We start from the raw sequence: 21,602 nt of genomic DNA on the forward strand, positions 1-21,602 counted from the left end.
AGAGTCGAATGGCCGACGAAGCGGAACTGCGCGCCTATCTCAAGCGCGCCACCCGACAGTTGCAGGAGACCAGACAGCAGCTCGGTGACGAGCAGGCACGCGCGCGGGAACCGATCGCGATCGTGGGAATGTCGTGTCGGTTCCCCGGCGGGATCGCATCACCCGATCACCTGTGGCAGGCGCTGATCGAGGGGCGCGACCTGATCACCGAGTTCCCGGCGGATCGGGGCTGGGACGTCGACGGGTTCTACGATCCCGACCCGGACAAGTTCGCCAAATCCTATGTGCGCGAGGGTGGTTTTCTCGAGGGGGCGGGTGAGTTCGATGCCGGGTTCTTCGGGATCAGCCCGCGCGAAGCCGAGGCGATGGACCCACAGCAGCGGCTGTTGCTCGAGCTCGCCTGGGAATCGGTCGAGCAGGCCCGCGTCGACCCGACGACGTTGCGCGGCAGCGACACCGGCGTCTTCGTGGGATTCAGCGATCAAGGGTACGGATTCGGCGCCACCCAGGCGTGGGACGGTGCGGAGACCTACTACTTCACCGGCAATCACGCCTCGATGGCGGCGGGGCGGGTCGCCTACCTGTTGGGTCTGGAGGGCCCGGCGGTCACCGTCGACACCGCCTGCTCGTCGTCGCTGGTCGCGATTCATCAGGCGATGCAGTCGTTGCGCCTGCGGGAGTGCGGGATGGCACTCGCCGGGGGCGTCACGGTGATGTCCACCCCGATGCCGTTCGCGCTGTTCTCCCGTCAGCGTGCGCTGGCGCCGAACGGGCGGTGCAAGTCCTACGCCGCGGGAGCGGACGGCACCGCGTGGGGTGAGGGTGTCGGTTTCGTTCTACTGGAACGTCTTTCGGACGCGCTGCGCCACGGGCACCGGGTACTCGCGGTGCTGCGCGGCTCCGCGGTGAACAGCGATGGCGCGTCCAACGGGCTCACCGCACCGCGCGGACCGGCGCAGCAGCGGGTGATCGGATCCGCACTCGCCAACGCCGGCCTGCGCCCGTCCGATATCGACATGGTGGAGGGGCACGGCACCGGCACGGTGCTGGGCGATCCGGTGGAGGCGCAGGCCCTGCTGGCGACCTACGGGCAGCGCGACGGTGCGCCAGCGGTGTTGCTGGGGTCGGTGAAATCGAATATGGGACATACGCAGTCGGCCGCGGGGATAGCCGGACTGATCAAGGTGGTTCAGGCGATCCACCACGAGATGGTCCCGCCCACACTGCATGTCGACGCGCCGACCCCGCACACCGACTGGACCGAGGATCGCATCCGGCTGGCGCTGCGACTACAACCGTGGCCGCGCACCGAGCACGCACGAAGGGCGGGGGTGTCGTCCTTCGGCATCAGCGGCACCAACGCCCACCTGATCGTCGAGCAGGCACCGCAAACCTCAGCGGCCGATGACCGGCCGACGCCCGCTCCCGCCCATCCGCCGAGGCCGTCCCATCCGCCGACGCCTTGGCTGCTGTCGGCACGCACCGCCGCAGCACTGTGCGACCAAGCGGCCCGCGTAGGTGAAGCAGTCGCGAACTCCTCGCACCGCCTCGCCGACATCGCCCACTCCTTGGCCACCACGCGAACGCGATTCGACCATCGCGCCGTTGTCGTGGCGAACACCCGCGGTGAGTTCCTGGACGGGCTCGCCGCCATCGCCGATGGACACACCGCCCCGTCGGCAGTCCTCGCACATCGTGGCACCGGCGGCAAGCTGGCGATGATGTTCCCGGGTCAGAGCGACCGGCTCGCGGGCATCGGCAGCGGGCTGTACGACGCGTACCCGGTCTTCGCCGATGCTCTCGACAGCGTCTGCGCCGGGTTCGACGCCCATCTCGCGCACCCGCTACGCGCGGAGATGTTCGGAACGGGTGAACAGCTCACCCGGACCGAATACACCCAGCCCGCCGTTTTCGCATTGCAGGTGGCGCTGTTCCGGCTGTTCGAATCCTGGGGAACAACACCGGATTTCGTTGTCGGGCACTCTGTCGGTGAACTCTGCGCCGCGCACGTCGCGGGTGTGCTGTCGCTGGACGACGCGATCGCGGTGGTGGCGGCGCGCGGTCGGTTGATGCAACGAATGGACGTGGGAGCGATGGTCTCGGTGCGGGCATCCTGTGCCGAGGTCACCGGCTCGATCGCCGGTCGAGAGTCCGAACTGTCGGTCGCCGCGGCCAATGGGCCGAACGCCACCGTGATCGCAGGCGATGTCGCTGCGGTCGGTGAGCTCGCACGGTACTGGCGGGAACGTGGTCGACGGGTCACCAGGCTCGGCGCCGATCGTGGATTCCACTCGCCGCACGTGGATCTGATCGCCGACGAGTTCCGCGCCGTCGTGGCCGGCGTCCGGCTCCAGGAACCGCGTATCCCCATCATGTCCACGGTGACCGGCATGGCATCGGCACCGGGACAGCTGACTTCGATCGACTACTGGGTACGTCAAGCCCGGGAGCCGGTGCGTTTCCACGACAGCGTGCTGCGGCTGCACGAATCCGGCGTCGTCATCTACCTCGAACTCGGCGCGGGAGACACCCTCTCCGGGCTGGTCTACGAGGCACTCGCCGATACCGGCAGCACGGCGGTCCCGGTGCTGCGCCCCGGCGTCGACGAAGCCACTTCGGTGGTGAAAGCCGCTGCGGCAGCGTGGGTTACCGGTGCCCAAGTCGAATGGTCGGCGCTGTGTTCCGACGAGACGACCAGAGCGGTCGATCTGCCGACCTATCCGTTCCAGCACCGCCGCTACTGGGTCCACACCGACAGTGCCGTACTGGAGAGCATGATCGGCGTCGCGGGAGCCGAACTCGCCGGTGACCGGAGCGTCGGCCGACGCGAGGGACCGGCGGGGGAGGTGGCTCCCACGCATCCGGACTGGCAGGCCGTCCCCGAGGGCGAGCGCTCCGAAGTCGCGGTGCGACTCGTAGTGGATCAGATCCGCGAGATCCTCATCGACCTCACCGAAGACGACATCGATCTCGACGCCACGGTTCTCGCGATCGGACTCACCTCACTGTCCGCCCTCGAACTGCGCGGCAGAATCAATGCCGCCGCGGGCACCGCTCTCTCACTGGAGGATCTGTTCACCCACCCGACCCCGCGGGCGCTCGGCGCTGTACTCGCCGCCCGGATCTGGAGCGACGCGTCGACCCACGAGGCGGTGCTCGCATGAGCGGGAAATTGTCGCCGGTGCGTGGCACCCTCGGCTTCGAACAACTGGTGCCCGCCGCGCTGGCCCACCGGCGCGGGCTCGCCGAGGTCTACGTCGCCGACACGGCGATGGTCGGAAGCTCGGAATACCTTGCCGCCGTGCAGGTGCCGCGGGCGCACTCGCTCTGGTTCGATCGGCTGGTTCCTTACCACGATCCGTTCTCCGCCGTCGAGGCCGTCCGGCAGGCGCTGCTCGTAGTCGGTCAACGACACCTCGGTGTTCCCGCCGACGCGCCGGCCAGCCTGCAGCGGATGGCGTTCGCGGTGGAGGACCTGAGCTTGTTCCGCGACAGCGAACGAGAACCGCTAGAGGGGGTGGTTCGCCTGCGACCGGGTGCGGCGGGCACCGGGCGTGGCTACTACCACGACGTATCCTTCGACGCCACGCTGACCATCCACGGAGCGCTGGCGATGACAGTGCGCGGCAGCGGAATCACCTTCCCCCGTGACGCGTACGACGAGTTCCGCGAACTCCAGCAGGGCAAGCGCTCGGCGCTCGTCGCGGTCGGTCCCGATGCGGTGCGGCGCCTCCCACCGGAACTCGTGGGGCGGCGCGATCCCCGCAATGTCGTGCTCGCCCGCACCGCGGCGCAGGACCTGGTCGTGGTGGTGGATCGCGGGCATCCGAGTTTCTTCGACCACCAATACGACCATGTGCCGGGGCCGTTGCTTCTCGAGGTGTTCCGGCAGGCGGCGGTGCTGGCGGCGACCGCGACGGGTCTGCTCGCCTCGCCGGTCGCCGCGGTACTCGACCTCGAGGCCCAGTTCACCGACTTCGCCGAGCTGGACGCCCCCATCACCTGCACCACCGCGGCTGTCGGCGATCTCGACCTGGACGAGATCACGGTCGAGGTGGCGCTGCACCAGTACGGCAACCGCATCGCCCTCGCACACGTCGAGCTGGCGCACTATCCCGTGTCCGGGCAACGACAGGAGAACCTCGGATCATGACCACAGCATCGGCGAAACGGTACGCGGTCATCGGTGGCGGCTTGTCCGGCATCGGCGCCGCCTTCGCACTACATCGGGCGGGCCACAGCGTCGAACTGATCGAGCAGGACGCGGTGCTCGGTGGCCGCTGCGGCTTCGACACCCTCGGCGGCCGGCCGATCATGTTGGGCGGCAAGAACATCGGCCGTCACTACCAGCAGCTGCGCGGCTTCATCGCCGCGTCCGGGGAGCGAACCTACGAGCCGTTCGGAATCAACAGCTCGCAGATCATCAACGGCGAACTGGTGACCCTCGACAACCCCGGCATCGCCGGTTTCCTGCGCCATCTGCTGCGCATGGGTTCGCCGGTCGACGCGGCGCGCATGCTGTACTACGGTGCGCGCGTGCGGTTCGACGAACGCAACCGCTACCTGGGGTCGGACTATTTCGGTAAGGCGGGAACCGACAGCGACGACGTCGCGCTCGGCGCGCACTTCGGAGCCGAGTTCGGTCGTACTGTGCTGCGGCCGTTGACAGTTCGGCTCAACGCGGCCGAACCAGACGAGGTGTATCTCGGCGCGTTCGGGGTGAGCCTCGGCATGGTGCAGGACAGATATGACCAACTCGTCGACGGTTTGCAGCCGGTCCTTGACTGGTTCACCGGGCAGGTGCCGGTCCGGCTGAACACCCGCGTCGATCGCATCGTGCTGCGGGAGGGCCGGGTTATCGGACTCGACACCTCCGAAAACGGCGACGCCACGACGTTTTCCGCCTACGACGGTGTGGTGCTGGCCGTCCCGGCGTACGCGGCGGCGAATCTGTTGGAACCCGTGGCTCCCGCGCTGAGCAAAGTGCTGGGCCAGGTGGCCTATCAGCCGTCCACTGTCGCGGTGGTGCAGTACGAGCAGCCGTTCTTCGGCAGCACCGTTCGATCGATCGCGTTCGACTCGGGACCGTGCAGCGCCGCCGGGGTCTACGGCGTCAACGATCTCGACATCGTCCGCTACACCTTCAGTGGGCGCGATGCCCGGCCGACGCCGGATGCGCGAGTGTTGGCGAACTGGATCGACGAGGCCGAGGCGAAGGTACGAGGTCATCTCGGTGGACCGTCGATCGCGAGGGTCCGCACCGAAACACGCAGTTGGGCCGCGGCGCACTGCGCCTACCTCCCCGATCACGCCGGGTTCCGCGCGGCTCTCCGCGAGCAGACCGAATCCGTTGCGGGACTGCAGCTTGCGGGCGACTACCTACTCGGGGCGCAGTTGGAAGCCTGCTACCGATCCGGTGTCGCGGCAGCCGACGCGTTGACCGCGTGAGCGTGGGCCCGGGGCGCCGCGTGTGAGCTACGCGGCGCCCCGGGCATGCACCATGTCGTCGGCGAGCAGTGCGATGCGAGCCCGCAGAATGCCCTCCGCGGTCGTCAGGTCCAGGTCGGTCAGGCCGCCCACCCGTCGCAGGCGGTAGTCGATGGTGTTGGGGTGCACATGAAGTCGCCGCCCGGTGGCTTTGCGATTGAGACCGGTCGCCATGTAGGTCCGCAGCGTTTCCAGGAGTTCCGGATGGGTGGCGAGCGGGGCGATGACATCGGCCAGATGCTCGCGCGCCGGTCCGGGCCGGGTGAGCTGATACTCGATCGCCACATCCGAGAGCTCGTACAGGCCCGCGGGTTTGGCGATGCCGCGCACCAGATCGAGCAGCTCGTGTGCTTCCTCGGTGGCCTTGGGGATCTGGTCGGTCGGGGCGGGCACCAGGGTCGCGGTGAGCTCGACCCCCGAGGTCGCGCTGATCGTGGCGAGGATGTCGCCGGTCATCCGCGCCGTGTCGGGCTCGTCGCTCGGGATCAGCAGGGTTCCGCCGGTGGTGCTCAGCAGTGCGAGCGACCGGGAGGCGAAGGCATCGGCCAGCGCCGCCTGCACGCGTCGAAGTTTGCGCCGCGCGACCACCTGCGCGTCGACGCGTGGGTCGTGCTCCTCGGGCAGCTCCGGAATCATCAGTGCCACCACCTGATACGACTCGGCCACTCTGATGCCGGTCTGCCGGGTGAGGGCGCCGATGCCATGGCCGCTCAGTAGTGCCGACATCATCGTCTGCGCACCGGTCTGGTGTTCCTTGGCGACCTGGCGCTGCTCTTCGAGATAGGCACTCGTCACCGTCGCGTTGATGACCTCGAGCGTGCGAAGCAGCAGGCGAGTACCCGCGACGACTTCGGCGAGATCGGCCGCTGTCACCTGCCCGATCACGAGTTCGAAGCCGATCCGGAACCCCTCGGCGTAGGCGCGCAGTAGTGTCCCGACGGGTACACCCTCCCGTGCGTGCTGGGCGGATGCCGCGCGCAGCGCCACCAGTTGCGGCTCGGACGGGGTCGTCCGCCTGTCCAGCATTTCCATCGCCAGCATCAGACAGCGGCGGGTGAACTCGGTGACGTCACCGCGCATCGCCTCGCTCGGTAGTGCCTGGCACGGCATGACATTCTCGGCGAAATAGGAGACGAGCTGTGACACCAACTCGTCGGCGTTTCCCAGGAAACTCGATGCGGTTCGACCGTCCGCGATGATGAGCGGATCGTAGATCCGATCCATGGCTGAAGAATTCATCGAAGGCACTCCGTCGTGGCAGACAGCGAATGGGGCTGGTCGTGGTCCTGTGTGAATCGCAACATAGCCACTTCGGAGGTCGTAGTCCCCGATCCCATCGTATGGCCTGGTGGGATCACGATCCCCTGACAGCCGGGTTTGTGCGGCCTCACAGGCGGGCGGTGCCGCCGGTCGCCGAACGGTGGCGAGGCAATCCGACGCGGTCATAGACCGACGTGCTCACCGCACCGAGGGCGAGCCCGATCGCCAGACCGAGCAGGGTCATCCAGAACCCCCTCGCGAGCCCGGATCCGAGGTCGCCGTCGAAGTACAGGATCGCGCGGACCGCCGTGTACACCTGATGCAGCGGTTCGAACGAGGCCAGCACACCGAAGTAGCGAGGCGTGGCCTCGATCGGCACCGACCCGGCCGAGGACGGCAGCCCGAGAATGACGAAGACGATCAGGTTCACCAGTAGCCCCGCCGAGCCGAACGCGGCCAGCACCGACAGACCGGTGACGCCGACGGCGATCACGGCGAAGGCGCTGTAGAGGAAGAGCGGAAGCGGTTGTGCGACAGGCATTCCCACCATCGACGCGACGACCAGCAGCACCGTCGTGACCAGATGCGCGGCGACGACGAGTACGCCCCATTTGAGCAGCAGGGTGCGCAGTCGGGAGATCCGCGCGGGTGGCACATGCGGCGACCACGGCCCGTACTCGGTCGGCACGAACCCGAGCGCGCCGTCCACCATCGTGTGCACGATCATCGCGCCGAGCGTGCCCGCGAGCAGGAGCACGAGTGCGTAGAAGAACGCGCTGAGCCCGGCGCCGCTGCCGTCGGGCAGCGGATGGAACTCGGTGTGGATCACCTCGACGGGGCTGCGCAATGCCACAGCGGTTGTCCCCGGCAGTGCGTAGTCCGGGCCGAGTGCGCTGGTCACGGTCGCGAGCAGTTGTTCGCCGATCCGCGCGTTCACCTCGGTCAATGCTCGATCGCTGACCCGCCCCACGATCGCGGAGGCGAACGCCCCGGTGCGCGGATTGGTCCGCACGGTGATCGTGGGGCGTTCGATCTCGCCGGGAACCACGCTCCCCGTGCCGAGATTGCCGAGACGTTTGGTGAAGTCGCCCGCGATGATGATCGCGCCGTAGAGTTCGCCGCTGCGTAGCTGTCGCTCGGCCTGGGCTATCCCGAGCACGCGCAGGTCGATCTTGTCCGCGGGCACACCGTCGCGCAGTGCCTCGGTGATCTCGTTGCCGACATCGCGCCACTGCGGTGGCGAGCCGAGCGTATCGCCTACATCCAGGTCTACCAGCGCGATCGGGAAGTCGTGCAGATTCTTCTCCGGGTCGACGACGTAGCCGAGATACATCGTGGCCATCAGCGCACTGAGCAGGGTCAACACGATCGTCGGGAACAGCCAGATACGCACCGCCGCACGCTAACAGCGGCGAAGGCCCGGCGGCGGTGCGTTGGAATCTGTCCAATGCCGGTGATCGAGGACTGGCATCGGTCCGAAACAACTCAGATGTCGGGGAGCAGTCTCGCGTCCGACGGTACGTTCATGAAGGCCGAGATCACGTGATCACTGAGGTAGAGCCTGAATTCCGTGCGGTACTCGGCGGGGATATCCGCCGGGACCATGTCGAGAGCGTCCTCGACCTCCTCCCAGATTCGAGGAAAGGGAATTCCGTTCCGGGAACAGGATTCGACGGCGACCATCAGCTGATGTGTCAGGCTATCCATCTGTACAGTCGATGTCACACTGAATTCCGTGTCGAGTAGCAGCTCGAGATCATCCATTGTTTTCCCCTTACCAGTTTCGCACCCCTGCAGTGCGCTCAAGGTAGGTGACCGATTCGCGTGGGGGAAATCGTGCGGGGGTTACTGGGCGTTCGGATATTTTTCGGCCCTCGACTTGTGATCCGCACCGACTGACCGGTGTAGGTTCGACCGATGATCTCCACGGCCCTGTACTGCGGCACTCGCTGGGACGAGCAGGGGCGATGGTTCTACGAGCTGCTCTGCGACGACGGGACCACCGAGCTGATGCCCGGTGTCGGCACGCGGCTGGCCTTCCGGATTACCGATTCCGGCCGATTCTGTCTCGGCTACCACGGGTTCGGCGGTGGGCGTCGGGGGCGGCTGGCCTGTCCTCGCCGCGCGCGGCTCGACGCGGGGCGCCAGTGCGAGCAGTGCCGGATCAACGAGGGGTGGTCGGTGGTGCACAGCCATCGCGGTCCGCTCACGGCGTTGCCCGAACAGGTTCGCGACTATATGTCGCAGCCGCACCATCTCTACATCGCGTATTTCGGTGACGGGATGACCAAGGTCGGTACGGCCTCGGCGTCGCGGCGCAATCGCCGTCTGTTCGAACAGGGTGCGCTGGTCGCTCGATTCATCACCGATTCTCCCGACGGACTCCATGTCCGAGACCTCGAACGGACGGTGACCGAGCGAGCCGGCATCGGTCAGGCGGTCGCCGGTGTCACCAAGACCCGCATTCTGACGAAACCGCTGCGTCCGTGGGCGGCCCTGGAATCAGCCGTCGCCGACGCGGCCGAGCATGCCGCGAGCGCACTGCCCGCCGACATCACGCGTACCGACATCGCCTGGTCGGGCGGACGGGACTTCTACGCCACGATCCTCGCGCACGGCCGCTTCCCGGTCGCCACCGAAATCGCCGGGGAACCGGGTGAATACGTCATCGACGCGGTCACCGCGCACGGTCACACCATCGCGTGCCGGGACCCCGCGGGCGCGAGCGAACTCGTCCTGGTCAACGACACCCGGCTCGTCGGTCGCCGCGTCGAACTCGACCCCACGATCACGGCGACTCCGGAACCCGCGCAGACCAGCCTGTTCTGACGAGTCCTCATTCCATGGCGGCGAGTTGCGCCCGCATGGTATCCAGACCCATGCCGCCCAATCGCAAAGCGCGGGTGTGGAATTGCTTCGCATCGAACGCCGCGCCCGCACGTTCGCGCGCCTCGTCGCGGGCCGCGAGCCACAGCCGTTCACCGAGCTTGTACGCGGGCGCCTGTCCTGGCCACCCCAGGTAGCGGTCGATTTCGTCGCGGGCCGTGGCCGAATCGGTGACCGTTCGGGTCAGCAGGAACTCCAGGCCGAGGTCGGGAGTCCAACGTTCGCCCTCGTGGAAGTCGGTGCCCGCGGGGATCTCCCATTCGAGGTGCATTCCGATATCCACGATCACCCGCGCGGCGCGAAACAGCTGCTGCGACAGCATGCCGAACAGATCGCCGTCGTCGCTGAGATAGCCGAGCTCCTGCATGAGGCGTTCGGCGTAGAGCGCCCAGCCCTCGCCGTGGCCGGAGACGAACGACATCATCCGCTGGTACTGATTCAGCGAATCCGCCTCGCGCACAGCGGTCGCGATCTGCAGATGATGGCCCGGCACGCCCTCGTGGTAGACGGTGCTGACCTCACGCCAGGTCGCGAAGTCCTCTTTCCCCGGCTCCACCGACCAACACATGCGCGCGGGCCGGCTGAAATCCGCACTGGGCCCGACGTAATACGCCCCGACCACCCCGCCGGGCGGTGCGATCGTGGCTTCCAGTCGCATGAGCTCATCGGGAATATCGAAATGCTCGCCGCGCAGCGACTCCAGCGCCTCGTCGGACATCTTCTGCAGCCACGCTCGAAGCTCTGACTGCCCGCTCACCCGGTACTTCGGGTCGGCATCGAGCACAGTCGCCGTCTCGGTGAGCGAGGCCCCCGGCGCGATCCGGGCAGCGACGGTCGACATCTCGGTCTCGAGCCGCGCGAACTCCGCCCAGCTCCAGTCGTAGGCCTCCCGGAGATCGAGGTCGGCGCCGGTGAAATAGCGCGACCAGAGCCGGTAGGTGTGCTCGCCGACGGCATCGTTGGCGGGAGCCAGAGGTACGAGCTCGGCGCGCAGGAACTCGGCGAACTCGGCATAGGCCCGCTGGGCGGCGTGCGCGCCCTGGTGCAGTCGCGCCAGCGGCGCACCGTCGATCTCCGCGGCGGCGGCGACGAAGGCGGTGAAGAATCCGTCCTTCCCGCCGGAACCGGCCCAGGTGTCGGCCTGCTCGGCGACTTTGACGACCTGTCGCAGCCCACTGATCTGGCCGCGTTCCGCCGCGACCAGCAGCGACGAGCGCACACCGGCGAGCGCGGCGGGCACCCCCGCGAGACGCTGCGCGATCACCGTCCAGTCCGCGGCGGTCTCGGCGGCCATCACGTCGAACACCATCCGAATGTTCTGGACCGGACTCTCGATCACATTGAGCGAGGCGAGCGGGAGCCCGGCGTCATGGATCTCCACGTCGAGCCCTATGCGTTCGGCGAAGACGGCTTTCGCCACCCGTTCACCGTCATCGGCGGGTTGCGCGGAGAGTATGGCGCGCACTGCGTTTCGAGCGATGTCCGCCCGGAGCTCGTGTCCGGCGGGCGAATAGTCGGTCAGGCGGTCGTCGTGGCCCGCGATGCCGAACATGGTCGCCGTGACCGGATCGGCGGCCGCGTAGTCCTCGACGAACCGATCACAGATCTCATCCACACCCATGCCGACACGCTAACGGCCATCGGGCCACGGTGGGTGACGTACTTCCGGGAGTACGGCGGGTCGACGGCACGTCGGGTGACCGGGGCTGCGATGTTCCCGGCGGCGTCAGCCGTTCTGCCGACCTACCATCTCGGTGATCCAGGCGGGTGCGAACGGGGAGGTGCAGCCAGGGGGAGTCGGGTAGTCCTTCAGGACCTGGAGACGCTCGCCGATGTCGAGCGCGCGGGCGCGGTGGTCGGGATGGTCGATACCGATCTGAGCGAGGCAGTGGTTCATCGCCCATTGCAGGCGATCGGGCGCGGTCTTCAGCTGTGCCTCGATGAGGTCGAGCAGACCGGTGAGGTCGAGGCCATCGGGCTTCTTCGCGACTCGTTCGGTGGTCAGCGCCCAGCCCGCGCTCGCGACCACCGGATCCGGGTCGGCGAACCACACCGTGCGCAGCTCCTCGGCGTGCGGGTTCTTCTTCACGACATAGTTGACGAGCCAGTCGTGGACCTTGGGGGTGCGTGCCTGGCGGATCATGGCGTCCAGTTCGTCCCGCTCGAAGATCTTCGGGCGGCAGATCCGCAGCGCGAGCAGTTTCGCCGCGGTGTCGTCGGTGTCCCAGAGCAGGCGGGCCAGTACGGGTTGGGTCTTCAATCGTTTGGCCAGTGCGCGCAGCTCGGTGAGGTTGACGCCGTGATCGTCGCCGTGCTTCTCGTTCACCGCACGAATCCTGGGATCGTCGAGGGCGGCCAGTTCGGCCATCACCTCGTCCACCGTCGTCTCCGACACCTGTGCCTCCCGGTCTATCGCTCGTCGCTGCCCATCATGCGTCGCGCCGGGTGTGTGCGTTCGAGTCGGGTGCGTGCGAGAACACCGCGACCAGGAAGTCGGAGTCGTCGGTGAAGGGCCGTAGATCCCAGGTCGACAGCAGTAGGTCGGCTGTGAGACCGACAGATGCGGCATCGGTCAGGAACTCGGCGAACTCATAGCCGCGGTCCGCGCCGAAGCCGATGACGACCCGGCCGCCCGGCGCGAGATGCCCGGCGAATCCCGCCAACACCGCCGACCGAGTGGACGGAGCAAGAAAGGTCATCACATTGCCCGCGCACACGATGGCATCGAAGTCGGCGCCAGACACATCCAGTTCGGCCAGGTCGCCGACCAGCCACGTCGGACCGGGATGATCCGCGCGCGCCGCATCGATGAGCACCGGATCGACATCGACCCCCACCACCGTGTGCCCGGCGTCGTGCAGGTATCCGCCCGTGCGCCCCGGCCCACATCCCGCGTCGAGCACGCGACTGCCACGCCCGAGCATCGCGTCGATCAACCGAGCCTCGCCCACGATGTCGGTCCCCTGCGCGGCGAGGTCCCGAAACCGCTCCACATACCGCGCCGAATGCCCCGGATCCGCGGCGGTGATCTCTTCCCAGCCGCTGGGTGTGCGCTCGTTCGCCGCGTTCATGATCGCTGCCTCCTGGGCTCGGTCCACCGAATCACTCTGCCGACCTTAGTCGCGCAGGTGAGAAGGCCGAGTCACCAGCTAGCGGCGTGAGTGGTGGCCGTCCGAAAGCCGACCACCACTCAGGACCCGCTACGGCGTCGAGTAGCCGATGAGGGCGCCGATGCCCGCACCGATCGGGATGGTGACCAGTGCGCCGACTCCACCGAGGAAGAAGCCGAGCACGGCGCCGATGCCTGCGCCGATGAGCGCGCCGATGCCCGCGTTGTGCTGTTTGCGAGCCTCGACGTCACCGGCCGCGTCGATGAACTCCGCCATGTTGGCGGTGACGACGGCCGGGGCGGCGGTGGGAGTCAGCGTCGCGGAACGGCCGTCGGCGGAGATACCCGCCACCAGGTCGAAATCGCCTGCGCCGGTGATGATGCGGGTCGGCACCGCGGCGACCACCCGCCCCTCCCCGTTCGTGAGCGTGACCGCACCACCGGCGACACTGAAGGTGCCGTCCGGGGCGGACACTGTGAGCCCGGAGCCATCGGCCCGCGGACTCGCGGTGAACGCCACGCCGCCGTCGACGCCCTGCACGATGGGAACCGCTGGTGATGGTGCGGCCTGCGCGGTGGTGGTGGCCGCGAGGCCGACAGCTCCTGCCGCGAGAACGGCGATCGAGCTGAATCGCGAGAAGTGCATCCTGCCCCTCCAGTCTGCCCGCCGAATCCGGCGGAACATCCTCTGCCGGACCGGATCTCGGTCCGAGGACATTTTCGCATCGTCGTCGATTCCGTGGAACCCACCAGGAGTGATACCGGAAAAACATCATCACTTCGACATAAAAAGCGAATTACATTGCCATACCGTAGATATCGATACGGTTACCGGAAATTTTCCTCTGCTCGGCGGTCCGGAACTTGTTCATCCGCGTGTGCGCGACGACCTCGACGCTGATTCGACAGCCGCGAGAGCCCCTGTCGTGGCGGCCGGACTCGTTGCGGCGCTGAGGACTCGCGGGTCCGGTACGGAGCTGCCGTCGCAGATTGCCATGTGCGCCGTTCGGATTTCGTTGGCAGGATCGAAGGGTTCAACGAGCCGAGGCGGAGGGAAAACCGATGACAATCCTGGTTACCGGGGCGACGGCCAATATCGGGCGGCTGGTCGTGGACCAGCTGATCGCGCGAGGCGCCACCGACCTTCGCGCGCTGACCATCGACCCGGGTAAAGCCGGACTGCCCGAGGGGGTTCAGGTGGTCCGAGGCCATCTGGGGCGACCGGACAGCTTGTCCGCGGCGTTCGAGGGCGTCGACCGGATGTATCTGGCACCTTCGCCGGGCACTGTCACCGAGGTGCTCGAGCTGGCGCGGGCCGCCGGTGTGCGGCACGTCGTCGATCTGTCCGGCGAGCCCGAAAGCTGGTGGGGCAGTGTGTGCAACGCGGTGGAAGGCAGCGGCTTGGCCTGGACCCATCTGTGGCCCGCCGACTTCATGGAGAACACCCTGACGTGGTCCCAGCAGATCCGCGAAAACGGTGCGGTCCGGGAACCGCACCCCGACACCGCGAGCGCGCCCATCGCCATGAACGACATCGCCGCGGTCGCCGCGACCGCGCTACTGACCGATGGTCACCTCGGCCGCGCACACGCCCTCGTGGGCCCGGAGATCCTCAGCCGCACCGACCTGCTCGCCCATCTCGCCGACGCGCTCGATCGCGAGATCACCTTCCGCACCTCCACTCGCGAGGAAACCATCACCGCCCTGCGGCCCACCATGGGCGACAACGCCACCTGGTACGTCGACAATGTCCTGATCGACTTCGCCCCGACCCCGGAATCCCTGCCCATCACCAGCGTCGAGGACATCACCGGCAAGCCCGCCACCACCTTCAGTCAGTGGGCACACGCGAACGCCGACCGCTTTCTCGCCGATTGACATGCCCGGCTGAGAATTTCATTGCCCCGCGGTAGGAAATGTTGTGGGAAACAAGGAATCGGCGGGCGCTGAGGGAGTTGGACCAAACCTTGTGTGGTTGGTTCCTGGCGGGCGGGTGAAATGCCATTATGTGGGCATTTCGGGTGGCTTCCAGGGGTTCGGCGGTACAGCAGTGGGAAAGATATTGGCTCCAATGGGTCGTTTGTTCGCGGCGGTCGTACTGATTGTCGCAGCGATTATCGCGCTGCACGGGCATTTACCTGGGACCTCCGTTCCCAGTGAAAACGGCGGTGCTTCGCCGTTGGCTGTCGCATTGATGCCGGTATTGCTGCTGGTCTCGGTGGTGATCTTGCTCGCCGGAGTCATTGTCAGTCAGCATCGGTTGCCCTTGGCGATGCCCGCGCTCGACAGTGATCTCGGGGTTCGCCTGTCGTTCAAGCGGTTCGCGGTGCTGGCTCCCGTCGCGCTCAGCGCTGTCGCGCTGACATTCGCTGTCGGAATCACCATGCTGTTCGTCCTGCCCGGTGCCAGGCGGCAACCGACTTCACCGGCCGCGGCGGAAGGGACGCCGCCGGTGTCGGGTGCCGTCGAGGTACAGGTGGTCGACTCGGCGGTCGACCCTTCGCGTCTGAGCGGGACGGCGCTGCTGGGGGCGGTGGGGCTGGCGGTCGTGCTGATCGCCATCGCGCTGGTCGGTCTCGTCGGGGTCACCGTCTCCGGGCGGCGGACGCCCCTGGTCGAAGGGGTGAAGCTGACCGAGGAGCAAGTGTCGAACACGGTCGACTCGCTGACCAGGGCAGCCGAGATGGGCCTGGCCGCGATGAACGCGCCGGGGCAGGACCCGCGAACCGCGGTGATCGCCTGCTATGTGGCGATGGAGGCCGGACTGGCGGCGGATCGTGCTGCGGCACCGCTGGTTTCGGATACGCCGAGGGAAGTGCTGGAGCGGGCTTTCGACAGTGGCGTGCTGCACGACGACGGCGCGCACGAACTGGTCGCGCTGTTCGAGGAAGCCAGGTTCAGTCCGCACGCGATGCTGGGTTGGCAGCGCATCCGTGCCGAACAACTACTGCGCCTGGTACTGGCCGATCTCCAAGCCCGCGACGAGGTTTCGGTGTAACTGCCTGCGCGGGGGGCCTATTCGTGGCGTCGCAGCTCGGCGTACAGCCACGTGCCGATCATCCGGGCGGTCATGGCGATAGCGGCGGCGCGGTCGCTGTCGGCCACGTCGTCGGCCGAGGCGCGCAACACCGCCGCGAAACCGGTGTTGACCAGAACCCACGACATCATGTCGTGGTCATGGTCGTGTCCGGGCCCGACGAACTGGATCACGATGAGCTTGAGCAGCATTCGCAGTCGCGGTTCGAATTCGGGCAACCCGCTGCTGTAGAACTGCACGCTGCGCACGAGCGCGCGAACCAGATCCGACTTGGCGGCCAACGCATCGGCGAAGACGTCGAGAATCTCCGATGCGATCGCGACGTAGTCGTCACTGCTGGTCGGCGAGGTCTCTACGGTCAAGCTGAATACGCGCTGGGTGAAATCCTGCTCGACGTCGGTGATGAGCCGATCGAGGAGTTCGTCGACGAGGAAGGACCGCTCCGGAAAGTACCGGTACAGCGTTCCGATGCTGATCCGCGCGTGCGCGGCGATGACATTGGTGGAGGTGTTGTCGATTCCTCGCTGGCCGAACAACTCCGCGGCGGTATCGAGAATGTGTTCCCTGGTCGCCTTCGCCCGCTCTTGCTTCGGGCGGATTCGCCGGTCGACGGGTTTCGGTGGCATCGGAGTTCCTTTTCGGCGAAGTCGGTCCCACCGCTGACATCGGTTGAGCGATCGAGGCGGCGGCATGGTGCGCGTACTGCAGGGGGAACTGCCGGGCGGGGAACGTCGAGTTGTCATGGGCGAAGAGTAGATTTCGCGAGCGGGTTTTCGGTGCTCGGTGGTCCGGTATTGAGTCGGCTCATCAAGGTTCGTGCCAGAACGTGCGTTTCCCGCACAAAGGCACTCGGGGGTGAGTCGAACCGGAAACTACGGGACGACCAGCGCGGCGGCGCGCTCCCAATAGGTGTGCATGTCCTGCTCCCAGTAACCCCAGGAATGGGTGCCTGCCGGGCGGAAATCGAAGGTCGCCGGGATATCGAGTGCGGCCAGTCGGTCGCGCAACAACGCGGTGCACACCACGGTGATCCCGTCGAGCACACCGCCGATGATCAGCTGGTCGAGCAGCTTCATCGGACTGCTCTTGACGCCGGGGCCGTTGAGGGTATCCAGCGGGCCGGGCAGGCCGTTGCCGGTAGTGACATACACCTGCACCCCGCGCAGCTTCTCGGCATTGAGGGCCGCGTCGTTGGTCGTCCAGGCCGGATCGGTGGGCGGCCCCCACATATTCAGCGGGTTGCCGCGCCGCGCGGTGACGATCGAGGCCACCATCGCCTGTCCGGCCGGGTTGCTGGTCTGGATGCAGCCGCTGAAGGAGCCGACCATCCGGAATCGTTGCGGCGCTTCCTGTGCCATCCGGAACACCGCCGCGCTGGCCATCGACAAACCGGCGACCGCGTCGCGGCCGGTGCCGTGGAAGGCCGAGTCGATGATCGGAGGCAGTTCGGTGGTGAGGAACGTCAGCCAGCGATTGCGTCCGGTGCCGGGATCATCGGCCTGCCAGTCGGTGTAGAAGGTGCCCGCGCCGCCGATCGGCATCACCACGTTCGCCTGTGTGGTGCTGAAAAACTTGACGGCATCGGTCTTGGTGAACCAGTTGCTGCCCTCCCGCCAATCGGGGGTGTCGGTGCCACCGTCCACCCCGTTGATCAGATACAGCGAGCCCGCGGGCGCCGCCGGATCGGCGGCGGGAATGACCGCGACGGTGACCGGGCGGTTCATCGCCGCCGAGTGCACGGTCAGGTCGATCACCTTGCCGGGGCCGTTGGCGGCGGCGGAGACGGCGAACGAGCCGTTCGGCGCCGGTAGTGCCGCCGACATGGCGTGGGCCGCGACCAGGTCAGGGGCCGCCTGCGCTGTCGCGACGACGGGTAGGCCGGTGGCGGCGAGCGCCACCGCGAGTGCCAGCCGCCGCATCATCGAATGCACCACTGTCTTGTCTCCGTTCGCTCCGGTGTCGTCGCTATCGCCCATGGCGGCTCGTCCCGTCGACGAACCGCAGCTGCATGGCATCGGGCCACAGGACCGACCACGGTTGGCTCGGCCCGTCGCACAGCCACACCGCGACGCCGCGGTTCACGCCGGGAAAGCCGAGGGGTTCGTCGATGTGGGTCAGCAGGGTGGTCCGGTTGAAGCGGGTGCGCAGCACGGTGCCCGGATCGTCGACCCCGACGTAGAGCACGGTGGTCGCGGTGTCGGGTGGTGTGCCGAAGTAGCCGTAGCCACGGTTCGGGCTGAACACCGGGGGCAGCCCGGCCGCGGGCCCGAGGTCGTCGAGTGCGGCTGCCTGCCAATAGTTCTGGGTCACGATCACCAGAGCTTCGCGCTGCCGCTGCGGTACCCGGTCGTAGCTCTCGGCCACCGCGGTGACCAGGTCGTCCCAACCGTCCAGCCCGAAAAGCAGACTGCGCGAGTGGATCTGTGAATAGTCGTCGGTGGACTGTCGCAGTGCCGAGTCCGGGAGGGGCAGGACGACGACGAGCGCCACACAGATCGCGGTCGCGAGTGCGCCGATGCCACCGCTGATGATCGCCCCGAGCCGGGAGAAGCCACGGTCGGCCAGATACACCGCGCCCGCCGCGAACAGGCCGGGAAACGCACCGGCGACGAAGTAGGGGCGCAGACCCGCGAGTACCACCGCGCCGAGACCGAGCGCGATCATCGGAATCAGGAAGTAGTACGGCCGGAATCGCTCGGCGCGCAGGCCCGCCCACATGCCGGCGATCAACAGCAGCCCGCCCGCTCCGGTGACCTGGATCATCGTCCACGGCACCGCCGTCAACCCGGCGGTGGCGAGTTGTTCGTCGCGCACGACCGCGCCCATCGCCAACTGCGGCCAGCCGTTGCTGTGCTGCCACCACAGAATCGGGACAGCCGACCCGGCGAGCAGGCCCGAGCCCAGCCACCACGCGGGCCGACGCAGCATCTGCCTCGGCCCGAACACGGCCACACCGAGGGCCAGCATCGTCCAGATGATCGGAATCAGCCATTTGACCTGGAAGTCGACCGCGGCGACGAACCCCGCTGCGACCAGAAGGTAGTCCTCGCGGGTCCGCACCCAGCGGATCAGCAGCCACGCCAGCATCGCCGTCAAGGTGATGTCGAGGGCGAAGGTGCTCAGCATCGCCGATTGCATCACCGCCATCGGGGTGGTCGCGTAGGCGAGCGCGGCGACGGTCTGGGGGAGTCGTCCACCGCCGAACTCCCTGGCCATCATCGCGCTGAGCACGATGGCCAGCACCGTGAACAGGAGCGCGGGCAACCGCAGGACGGCGGTGGATCCCGGCGCGAGGTAGTCCGACAGTGCCGCAAGCAGCGGAACCAGCGGGCCCTGATCGGCATAGCTCACCGACGGATGCCGTCCGGCCGCGAGGAAATACAGTTCGTCGCCGCCGATGCGGTAGCGGTCGATCCTGGCGAGGAACAGGGTCGCGGCCACGGTCGCGACAATCGACACCTCGCGCCACGCGAAGGCGGGCAGCGTGCTGGTGGGTGCGGCGGGCACGTCGACGGTGCCGCTCCGGACTTTCATGGTGGTACTCCGGGGTCAGTCCCGGTCGCCGCGGACTGGCGTCGGAGCAGCTCCGGAAGGTGTCGAGTGGGCGAGAGATTCGTGTTCAGGAGGGGGCTGCAGGCGTGTGAGCCACGCCGGCGCCCACCAGCAGGCGTCCCCGAGCAGCCGCATGGATGCGGGCACCAGCAGCATCCGCAGGATGGTGGCATCGATGAACAGCGCGGTGACCATGCCGAGGGCGATGTACTGCATCATCAGCAGATCCGACAACGCGAACGCGCCGGTGACCACCAGCAGGATCAGCGCGGCAGCGGTGATGATGCGGCCCGTACGGGCGATACCCGCCTGCACCGCTTCGGTCGTGGAGGCTCCCGCTGCCCGGGCTTCGACGATGCGAGACAGCAGGAATACCTCGTAATCGGTCGACAGCCCGTAGACCACCGACACGATGACGACCAGGACCAGCGACATGATGGGTTGCGGGGTGAAGCCGAGCAACCCCGCGCCGTGCCCATCGATGAAGACCCACGTCAGCACGCCGAGGGTGGCGCCGAGCCCGAGCAGGTTCAACGCGGCGGCTTTGAGCGGCAGTATCAGCGAACCGAATGTCAGCGCCATCAGGAGCGTGCCGGCCAGGAAGACGAACGCGATCATCAGCGGCATCCGCTCGACGAGCGCGTCGATACTGTCCTTCTCCACGGCGGGATTGCCCCCGACCATCAGGGTCGTGCCGGGCGGCAGCGGCATCGAACGCAGATAGTCGACGGTCGCCTCGGCGTTGTCGGAACCGGCGAGCACGGTGTGGGTGGTGAGAACCTGGGGCTGGAACGGCGACTGCATCGGCTCGGCGAACGGCGCGCCGAGGCCGGGGGCGTGGTTGGCGTCGGCGCGGACGGTCTCGGCGGTATCGGGGTCGAAAGTAATGATGACCAGGTCGATCGGGTCGATCTGGCGCAGCGGGAACAGTTCGTCGAAGTGCTGCTGGGCCATGCGCGTCGGATGGGTCGGCGGGAGAAAACGCTCGTTGATGGAGCCGAAGGCCAGATTCTGGATCGGGACGATGAGCAGCAGCAGTCCGAGGCAGATCGGAATCGCCACCACCAGTGGACGTTTCATGACGCCTGCGGCGAACCGGCCCCACCTGTTGTCGGGGACACGGTCACTGGCGACCGGTTTGCGGAACCAGTCGACGCCGAGCCAGTCGACTCGCCTGCCCAGCACGGCCAGCATCGCGGGCAGCAGGGTGATCGAGGTCAGCGCCGCCAGCGAGATGGTGATGATGGCGCCGTAGGCGAACGATCGCAGGAAGCCCTGCGGGAACACCAGAATGCCCGCCGCCGCGACCACCACGATCAAGGCCGAGAACAACACCGTGCGCCCCGCCGTGGTCACCGAACGCCGGACCGCGTCGTCGACCGTGCGGCCGTCGGCCAGTTCCTCGCGGAAACGACTGAGTACGAACAGCCCGTAGTCGATCGCCAGGCCGAGGCCGATCATCGAGACAACCGGGGAGACAAAGGAGTTCACCTCGGTGACCGCGGTGAGGCAGCGCAGCAGCCCCCATGCGCCGAGCATGGTGAGTCCGCCGATGATCAGCGGCAGCGCCGCGGCGACGACGCCGCCGAACAGGAAGAACAGCAGGATCGCGACCGCGGGGATGGCGAACAGCTCCACACGTCGCTGATCCTGAACCATGGTGTCGTTCAACGCGAGAGCGACCGGTTGCCCGCCGGCGAGTTCGACCTCGACCCCGGGGATCACGAACTCCTCGGCGATCTTGCGGTAGTTGCGGCCCTGTTCGGTGGGATCGAGACCGCTGACCGCGACCGAGGCGAACGCGTAGTCGCGTTCGGGCGAGCCGAAGACGTCGGGAAGCGCCACGCCGGTATCGGTCGGCCAATACGCGCCGTTGATCCGGTCGATCTCGTTCGGGAAACGCTGCGGCAGACTGTTCAGTCCCGCCACGACTGTCTCGGTAAAGGCTGGATCGTCAATTGTTGATCCTGCGGGCGCCCGAAACAACAAAATCACATCGCTGCTGTGATCACGGCCGAATGCGTTGTCGCGCACGTGCGCCGCACGAACCGATTCCGACGACGGATCGTCGAACCCTTTCGAACTCAGATCCGCGCCGAGCCCGAGCCCGTAAGTTCCCAGTGCCAACAATCCGGTCACCATAATCAAGATCACCAAATATCGCCGACGCACGACGGTGTCTGCCCACTGTGTCAACTCGGCGAACACATTCGCCTCCCAACTGCTCGCGATGTGTCGAACTTGTCACTGTCAGTGGTCTTTTCGGTCGCT

General features: G+C 67.2%; 17 protein-coding genes. 6 read left to right on the forward strand and 11 right to left on the reverse strand.

Going from position 1 to position 21,602, the window contains the following annotated elements; all coding sequences use genetic code 11:
- Positions 1–8 precede the first annotated feature (8 nt).
- The 3 genes from ASD42_RS30175 to ASD42_RS30185 are packed head-to-tail and all read left to right on the forward strand — an operon-like array spanning position 9 to position 5,448.
- Positions 9–3,164: a type I polyketide synthase gene (locus tag ASD42_RS30175; protein WP_056823071.1), complete on the forward strand. Its 3,156-nt coding sequence runs from the start codon at positions 9–11 to the stop codon at positions 3,162–3,164.
- The gene (locus ASD42_RS30180) at positions 3,161–4,153 is read left to right on the forward strand and encodes an AfsA-related hotdog domain-containing protein (protein WP_056823074.1); all 993 of its coding nucleotides are present in this window, start codon (positions 3,161–3,163) and stop codon (positions 4,151–4,153) included. Before ASD42_RS30175 ends, ASD42_RS30180 begins: the two co-directional genes overlap by 4 nt.
- The gene (locus ASD42_RS30185; RefSeq protein WP_056823076.1) at positions 4,150–5,448 is read left to right on the forward strand and encodes a protoporphyrinogen/coproporphyrinogen oxidase; all 1,299 of its coding nucleotides are present in this window, start codon (positions 4,150–4,152) and stop codon (positions 5,446–5,448) included. The genes ASD42_RS30180 and ASD42_RS30185 overlap by 4 nt, the downstream gene beginning before the upstream one ends.
- 27 nt (positions 5,449–5,475) lie before the next feature.
- On the opposite strand, the gene ASD42_RS30190 is transcribed toward ASD42_RS30185, so the two are convergent.
- The 3 genes from ASD42_RS30190 to ASD42_RS30200 form a co-directional block, all read right to left on the reverse strand.
- Positions 5,476–6,726: a PucR family transcriptional regulator gene (locus ASD42_RS30190; RefSeq protein ID WP_056823078.1), complete on the reverse strand. Its 1,251-nt coding sequence runs from the start codon at positions 6,724–6,726 to the stop codon at positions 5,476–5,478.
- Between the two features lie 148 nt (positions 6,727–6,874).
- Positions 6,875–8,140 (reverse strand): YhgE/Pip domain-containing protein, encoded by a 1,266-nt coding sequence (locus ASD42_RS30195; protein ID WP_084787367.1) that lies wholly within the window; start codon positions 8,138–8,140, stop codon positions 6,875–6,877.
- A 92-nt stretch (positions 8,141–8,232) separates the two neighbouring features.
- Positions 8,233–8,454, reverse strand: a complete 222-nt coding sequence (locus ASD42_RS30200; protein ID WP_131816742.1) for a hypothetical protein — start codon at positions 8,452–8,454, stop codon at positions 8,233–8,235.
- 210 nt (positions 8,455–8,664) lie between these two features.
- On the opposite strand from ASD42_RS30200, the gene ASD42_RS30205 reads away from it, so the two are divergent.
- Positions 8,665–9,576, forward strand: coding sequence for a DUF2797 domain-containing protein (locus tag ASD42_RS30205; protein ID WP_056823082.1), 912 nt, complete (start codon positions 8,665–8,667; stop codon positions 9,574–9,576).
- Between the two features lie 7 nt (positions 9,577–9,583).
- Here ASD42_RS30205 and ASD42_RS30210 read toward each other — a convergent pair whose 3' ends face one another.
- From ASD42_RS30210 to ASD42_RS30225, 4 genes are all read right to left on the reverse strand, one after another.
- The gene (locus ASD42_RS30210; protein ID WP_056823084.1) at positions 9,584–11,254 is read right to left on the reverse strand and encodes a DUF885 domain-containing protein; all 1,671 of its coding nucleotides are present in this window, start codon (positions 11,252–11,254) and stop codon (positions 9,584–9,586) included.
- 105 nt (positions 11,255–11,359) lie between these two features.
- Positions 11,360–12,001: a DNA alkylation repair protein gene (locus ASD42_RS30215; protein ID WP_056823298.1), complete on the reverse strand. Its 642-nt coding sequence runs from the start codon at positions 11,999–12,001 to the stop codon at positions 11,360–11,362.
- Between the two features lie 61 nt (positions 12,002–12,062).
- Positions 12,063–12,704: a class I SAM-dependent methyltransferase gene (locus ASD42_RS30220; RefSeq protein ID WP_056823086.1), complete on the reverse strand. Its 642-nt coding sequence runs from the start codon at positions 12,702–12,704 to the stop codon at positions 12,063–12,065.
- A gap of 129 nt (positions 12,705–12,833) precedes the next feature.
- Positions 12,834–13,388, reverse strand: a complete 555-nt coding sequence (locus ASD42_RS30225) for a hypothetical protein (protein WP_056823089.1) — start codon at positions 13,386–13,388, stop codon at positions 12,834–12,836.
- A gap of 416 nt (positions 13,389–13,804) precedes the next feature.
- Between ASD42_RS30225 and ASD42_RS30230 the strand changes: the two genes are divergently transcribed.
- Complete coding sequence (locus ASD42_RS30230; protein ID WP_056823092.1) at positions 13,805–14,620, forward strand: NAD(P)H-binding protein; 816 nt, start codon at positions 13,805–13,807, stop codon at positions 14,618–14,620.
- A 301-nt stretch (positions 14,621–14,921) separates the two neighbouring features.
- On the forward strand, positions 14,922–15,740 hold the full coding sequence (locus ASD42_RS30235; protein WP_235569887.1) for a DUF4129 domain-containing protein: 819 nt from the start codon (positions 14,922–14,924) through the stop codon (positions 15,738–15,740).
- 17 nt (positions 15,741–15,757) lie between these two features.
- Here ASD42_RS30235 and ASD42_RS30240 read toward each other — a convergent pair whose 3' ends face one another.
- From ASD42_RS30240 to ASD42_RS30255, 4 genes are all read right to left on the reverse strand, one after another.
- Positions 15,758–16,405, reverse strand: a complete 648-nt coding sequence (locus tag ASD42_RS30240; protein WP_056823096.1) for a TetR/AcrR family transcriptional regulator — start codon at positions 16,403–16,405, stop codon at positions 15,758–15,760.
- Positions 16,406–16,651: 246 nt separating this feature from the next.
- Complete coding sequence (locus tag ASD42_RS30245) at positions 16,652–17,755, reverse strand: alpha/beta hydrolase (protein ID WP_056823098.1); 1,104 nt, start codon at positions 17,753–17,755, stop codon at positions 16,652–16,654.
- Positions 17,745–19,313, reverse strand: a complete 1,569-nt coding sequence (locus ASD42_RS30250; RefSeq protein ID WP_056823101.1) for a glycosyltransferase family 39 protein — start codon at positions 19,311–19,313, stop codon at positions 17,745–17,747. Before ASD42_RS30250 ends, ASD42_RS30245 begins: the two co-directional genes overlap by 11 nt.
- 15 nt (positions 19,314–19,328) lie before the next feature.
- Positions 19,329–21,539 (reverse strand): MMPL family transporter, encoded by a 2,211-nt coding sequence (locus tag ASD42_RS30255; RefSeq protein ID WP_056823103.1) that lies wholly within the window; start codon positions 21,537–21,539, stop codon positions 19,329–19,331.
- Between the last annotated feature and the right edge of the window lie 63 nt (positions 21,540–21,602).

It is taken from the genome of Nocardia sp. Root136, assembly GCF_001427185.1.
GTDB lineage: Bacteria > Actinomycetota > Actinomycetes > Mycobacteriales > Mycobacteriaceae > Nocardia > Nocardia salmonicida.